Genomic DNA, 4,808 nt, shown 5'->3' with positions numbered 1-4,808 from the left:
CAGGAGTCTTCGCGCCTTACACTCCAATTAAAAGGTTGCCAAAATAACAATAAGCATTAACACTGCCTAAAATTAAAAAGCACCGCCGGGGGATCCCTGCGATGCTCTGGATGCATTAAGCGTTATTCTTTAATTCTCCTATTTTAAACAAGCGTTCATAATCAGGCCATTTCATGATCTTTTTCAGATAATCTTTAAAGGAATAGCATTTTTTCAAGCTTTTTTCCTCATAGAGCGACGTAACATACGTCTGTAAACGGACTTGGATCATAAATTTATAAGTGCTATCTTCCTCCAATACAGGAATTTCAATAATTTTAACCTTCTGTCCAATAACATTTTTGAACTCTAGGCTTTTGAATAACAAAATATCAATCCTCTTTTTCACCCGTTTGTGTATATTATACACCTAATGCAGTTCGAATTGTGTCTTATTCTGCTTAGTTTAAGAAATATTTATGAATTATTTCCTAGTCGCTAGTTATTCTTCAACAAAAAAAATAGGTCAATTTGATTGGCCTGTTTTTCTAATCGAAGGATGGGAATTCATATGGTTTTATTGCTTCAATTTTTAGTTAAGGTTGCTGAACCTTTAGACACTAGCGTTCAATACCTGCTAGAGGAGTCTAAACCAAAGATCCATGGGGAAATCGAACTGGATGAGGAATGGAAGATTTTGATCCGCCAGGCGATTTAGGATGGTTTAAAGAAAGAAGACTTTCATGAGTATCGCAACTACATAAAATTTCAGTCATGGATGAAAGAACAGAACAAAAGCTAAAAAATATGCCCCCATTCCTAATGGAATGAGGGCTCATTTTTTTGCTATTACAGCTTATTTACGCTTCAACCATCTCTTCTGTATCCTCTTCCTGCTGCTTTTTCAACCGTTTACGATAGACAAATTTCGATAAATTAATGCTGATTTCATACAGCAATAAAAGTGGTACGGTTACGACAAAATCTGACATAAAATCCGGTGGTGTAATAACAATTGCAATAATAATAAGTACGAAGTAGGCATACTTACGAATTTTTGAAAGAACAAACGGATTGATGATTCCCAGCGAAGTTAAAAACATGACAACAACTGGAAGTTCAAACAATACTCCGAATGGCAGAGTCATGTTTAAGATAAAGCTAAAATATCTTTCGGCTGTGAAGTTTGTGACAAACATATCTTTCCCTATGTTCACTAAAAAGTCTAACACCATTGGGAAAATGACAAAATAGCCAAAGGCTAGACCGATAATAAATAAGAAAAATAATGCTGGAACATAGGAAAGGGTTATTCTTCTTTCAATCGGTTTCAAGGCCGGTCTCACAAACAGCCAAATTTGTAAGGCCAGGACTGGAATGGTTCCTGCCACGGCAATAACGGTTGCCAGCATGAAATAGATCCACATAATATCACTAGGGCCGAGAACAAGTAGTTTTTCATTTCCAACAAACCATTTATAGATATCATCAACATAAATAAAACCAACAATAAAAAAAACTACAAAGGCAAGTGCAGAAATAATAATCCGTTTGCGCAGTTCCTCTAAATGATCCACTAAATTTAATTCTCTATCATCCATGTACTTCCCCTGCCATTATCAAAAGATTAAAAAAGAGCACGTGCTTGTACTCTAAGTAAAACAACTTTAGTTATGATTATATATACAAAATGTACCATAATATTTTTACAAAAGGTAAATTTAAAGAAGAAAAGGTGTAAGACGGAAATCTCACACCTTATTTGGTCAAATTTTTCTTTTCATCATCAATGTCTTTCATGACATCATCTGTAAGTTCACGAGTAGACTTTTTAAATTCCTTCAATGTTTGTCCGAACGCACGACCGATTTCTGGAAGTTTCTTAGGTCCGAATATGATTAATGCAAGTGTTAAAATCAAAATCAATCCGGGTACTCCGATATTTGAAAACATGGATGTACATCCCCTTTAATTGTTTATTATTGCTACTATGATTATAGTACCAAAAATCCTTTTTAGGTAAATTATCATCAATAATTCATAGTAATTTCACAATATCTACTTAAAGCAATACCTTTATGATATTTAGTATTTCATAAAACATTATAAATTACTACTGACAATTTAACAATTACAACTTCATGTAGTCAATGATAAATTATTAATTACACTTTAGACTTTCTATCATAAATTCTAAACTCATAATCATACGGATTTTTATCATCTCTAGGTCCTTTTTCATTAGACACTAGTTCCCAAACGCTTGAATCAAATTCAGGAAAGAACGTGTCGCCTGCAAATTCATCATGAATAAGTGTAATGTAAAGACGATCCACGAATGCAAATGTCTCTTTGAATATTTCTGCTCCGCCAATCACAAAGATTTCATCGTTTTGCTTCTGGCAATACTTGACAAAATTTTCAACCGAGGTAAAAACAGTACAATCTTCACTACGATAATCAGCTTGGCGAGTGATGACAATATTCTCTCTGCCTGGAAGAACACGGCCAATGGATTCATGCGTTTTTCTTCCCATCGCAATAGGATGGCCCATGGTAACCCGCTTAAAGAACTTTAAATCCTCGGGTAAATGCCAAGGCAGTTGATTATTCTTCCCAATTACTCTATTTTCGTCCATCGCGACAATAAAGGAAATCATACACTGACCACTCCTTTTATATGGGGATGCGGGTCATAACCTTCAAGTGTAAAGTCTTCATACTCAAAGGAGTAGATATCTTTAACGGACGGATTTATTTTGAGGATAGGCAAAGCACGAGGTTCTCTCCCCATTTGTAACTTTACTTGTTCAAGATGATTCTGATAAATATGAACATCACCGAATGTATGGATAAATTCGCCTGGTTCAAGGTCACATACCTGAGCGATCATCATCGTCAGAAGAGCATAGGACGCAATGTTAAATGGGACGCCTAGAAAGACATCTGCTGAGCGTTGGTAAAGCTGACAGGATAATTTACCGTCTGCCACGTAAAATTGGAACATGCAGTGGCACGGTGGCAGCGCCATGTTGTCAATTTCCGCCACATTCCATGCATTTACCAACAGTCTTCTCGAATTAGGATTTGTTTTGATTTGGTCGATGAGTTCGCTAATTTGATCAACAGTTTTACCGTCGGCCCCTGTCCATGAACGCCACTGGTGACCATAAACAGGACCCAATTCTCCGTTTTCATCGGCCCACTCATTCCAAATCCGGACACCATTCTCCTGTAAATATCGAACGTTGGTATCTCCGTTTAAAAACCAGAGTAGTTCATAGATAATTGATTTTAAATGCAACTTTTTCGTAGTCATAAGCGGAAACCCTTCCGCTAAATTAAATCTCATTTGATACCCGAAGGTACTAATCGTTCCTGTCCCTGTTCGGTCGCCCTTTACGTTTCCATTTTCAAGGACATGTTTACATAAATCTAAATATTGCTTCAACCCGGACAACTCCCTTTTCTGCACATATTCATCTATTTTAACAATCAAAGACAAATTAGTGAAGCGATAGCTGTTTCATAAAATCAAATGTTTTCGGTGCCTTCGCCCGTAATAGGTCTTTCGTATCAGTATTTAAATAATACATTGCGAAAGTCTCTGCAAAATATTCTTCCGGATATTGAAAATAACTGTTCCCTGGAAACAATTGTTCATGTTCCATTTCCAACACGTTCAGAAATTCCTTCGAACTACTAATCCCATTAAATACATAATGATCGATGGAATGCGCCAGTTCATGTAATTCCAAATTTACAGAGCCGTGGCCATGCCCTTTATCACTCGCACCGATTTTAACCAATACCACCTTCGAACCGCCAATCCCAGGGACATCATCCCAGGTTACCTTATTGGTGTATCCTCTCGGAATTTTCCCTTTTAGGTGACTGGCTGTCGGATTATCTGTAAGTTTTCCAGTAAATAATTTCAAGCTGATTCCGTTGTTTATTATTTTTTCTAATATAGAGTCAGGGATCGAGTCAATTCGGTTAATCATTTCGGCCGCTTCTTTTTGATCAAAACTCTGCTTAGGTAAGACAATGATTTGATCGAGCAGTGGTAACGATTGATCGACTTTAAGCGAATGGTAGAGGACAGAATTCGTAGAATAATCCTCAAGCATAACACCAGCATTAGATGCTTGCGAAGTAGTGATTGATGATAGAAACAAACCAGCGATTAATACTGAAACGATTGTTTTTCGCACCCCATCATCCCCTTGTTATTCATAGATTACTAGAATTATAACATGGGAACGTGAATGCGGTTTCGGAAAATTATAAGGAATTACTGGATAAAAAAAGGGAAGAAGCTGCCAAAATGGCAGCTTCTTAAAGTTATACTTCTAAACCATAATTTCGGCAAAGGGCTGCTAATCCACCTGCAAAACCGCTCCCAATTGCGTTAAATTTCCAATCGCCATTATGACGATAAAGTTCACAAAAAACGACGGCTGTCTCTACGGAAAAGTCCTCGCCAAGATCAAAGCGCAATATCTCATTACCCGTATCTTCATCAACTAGACGAATAAAAGCGTTGGATACTTGGCCGAAATTTTGATATCTTGCCTCTGCATCATGAATGGTTACTGTAATGGCGATCCGGTGCACATGTGATGGGACTTTACTGAAGTCAATCTTGATCTGTTCATCATCTCCGTCACCTTCACCCGTTCGATTATCTCCTGTATGTTCAACCGAACCTGAGGGGTGGATGAGTTGATTGTAAAAAATAAAGTCCGAATCGTTAACGACTCTGCCATTCGCATCAGCTAAAAACGCCGATGCATCTAAATCAAAGTCATTTCCGCCATGATAACGAT

The 4,808-nt window shown here is 37.3% G+C and carries 8 protein-coding genes; 1 reads left to right on the top strand and 7 read right to left on the bottom strand.

Annotated elements, in window-relative coordinates; genetic code table 11:
- Window positions 1–115: 115 nt before the first annotated feature.
- Entirely contained in the window at window positions 116–367 is a 252-nt protein-coding gene (locus V7659_RS27570) for a DUF2535 family protein (protein WP_335543267.1), read from the bottom strand.
- Between the two features lie 183 nt (window positions 368–550).
- Here V7659_RS27570 and V7659_RS27565 point away from each other — a divergent pair, with 183 nt between their 5' ends.
- Window positions 551–697, top strand: a complete 147-nt coding sequence (locus V7659_RS27565; protein ID WP_335543266.1) for a hypothetical protein — start codon at window positions 551–553, stop codon at window positions 695–697.
- Window positions 698–839: 142 nt separating this feature from the next.
- Here the strand turns inward: V7659_RS27565 and tatC are convergent, their stop codons facing one another.
- The 6 genes from tatC to V7659_RS27535 all read right to left on the bottom strand — a co-directional run.
- Entirely contained in the window at window positions 840–1,580 is a 741-nt protein-coding gene (gene tatC / locus V7659_RS27560; RefSeq protein WP_335543265.1) for a twin-arginine translocase subunit TatC, read from the bottom strand.
- A gap of 157 nt (window positions 1,581–1,737) precedes the next feature.
- Window positions 1,738–1,932: a twin-arginine translocase TatA/TatE family subunit gene (locus V7659_RS27555; protein WP_335543264.1), complete on the bottom strand. Its 195-nt coding sequence runs from the start codon at window positions 1,930–1,932 to the stop codon at window positions 1,738–1,740.
- Window positions 1,933–2,144: 212 nt separating this feature from the next.
- A complete protein-coding gene (locus V7659_RS27550) occupies window positions 2,145–2,639 on the bottom strand; it encodes a dihydrofolate reductase (RefSeq protein WP_335543263.1) in 495 nt (164 codons plus the stop codon).
- Window positions 2,636–3,430 (bottom strand): thymidylate synthase, encoded by a 795-nt coding sequence (locus tag V7659_RS27545; protein ID WP_335543262.1) that lies wholly within the window; start codon window positions 3,428–3,430, stop codon window positions 2,636–2,638. Before V7659_RS27545 ends, V7659_RS27550 begins: the two co-directional genes overlap by 4 nt.
- 55 nt (window positions 3,431–3,485) lie before the next feature.
- The gene (locus V7659_RS27540) at window positions 3,486–4,193 is read right to left on the bottom strand and encodes an anthrax toxin lethal factor-related metalloendopeptidase (RefSeq protein ID WP_335543261.1); all 708 of its coding nucleotides are present in this window, start codon (window positions 4,191–4,193) and stop codon (window positions 3,486–3,488) included.
- A gap of 130 nt (window positions 4,194–4,323) precedes the next feature.
- Window positions 4,324–4,808: TerD family protein (locus tag V7659_RS27535; RefSeq protein ID WP_335543260.1), on the bottom strand; the 485-nt coding region annotated here is incomplete at its 5' end.

The organism is Neobacillus drentensis (assembly GCF_036966985.1).
Taxonomy (GTDB): domain Bacteria; phylum Bacillota; class Bacilli; order Bacillales; family Cytobacillaceae; genus Neobacillus; species Neobacillus drentensis_E.
Note: the sequence above shows the minus strand (reverse complement) of the source record. Positions and strands in the feature narration are given on the sequence as shown.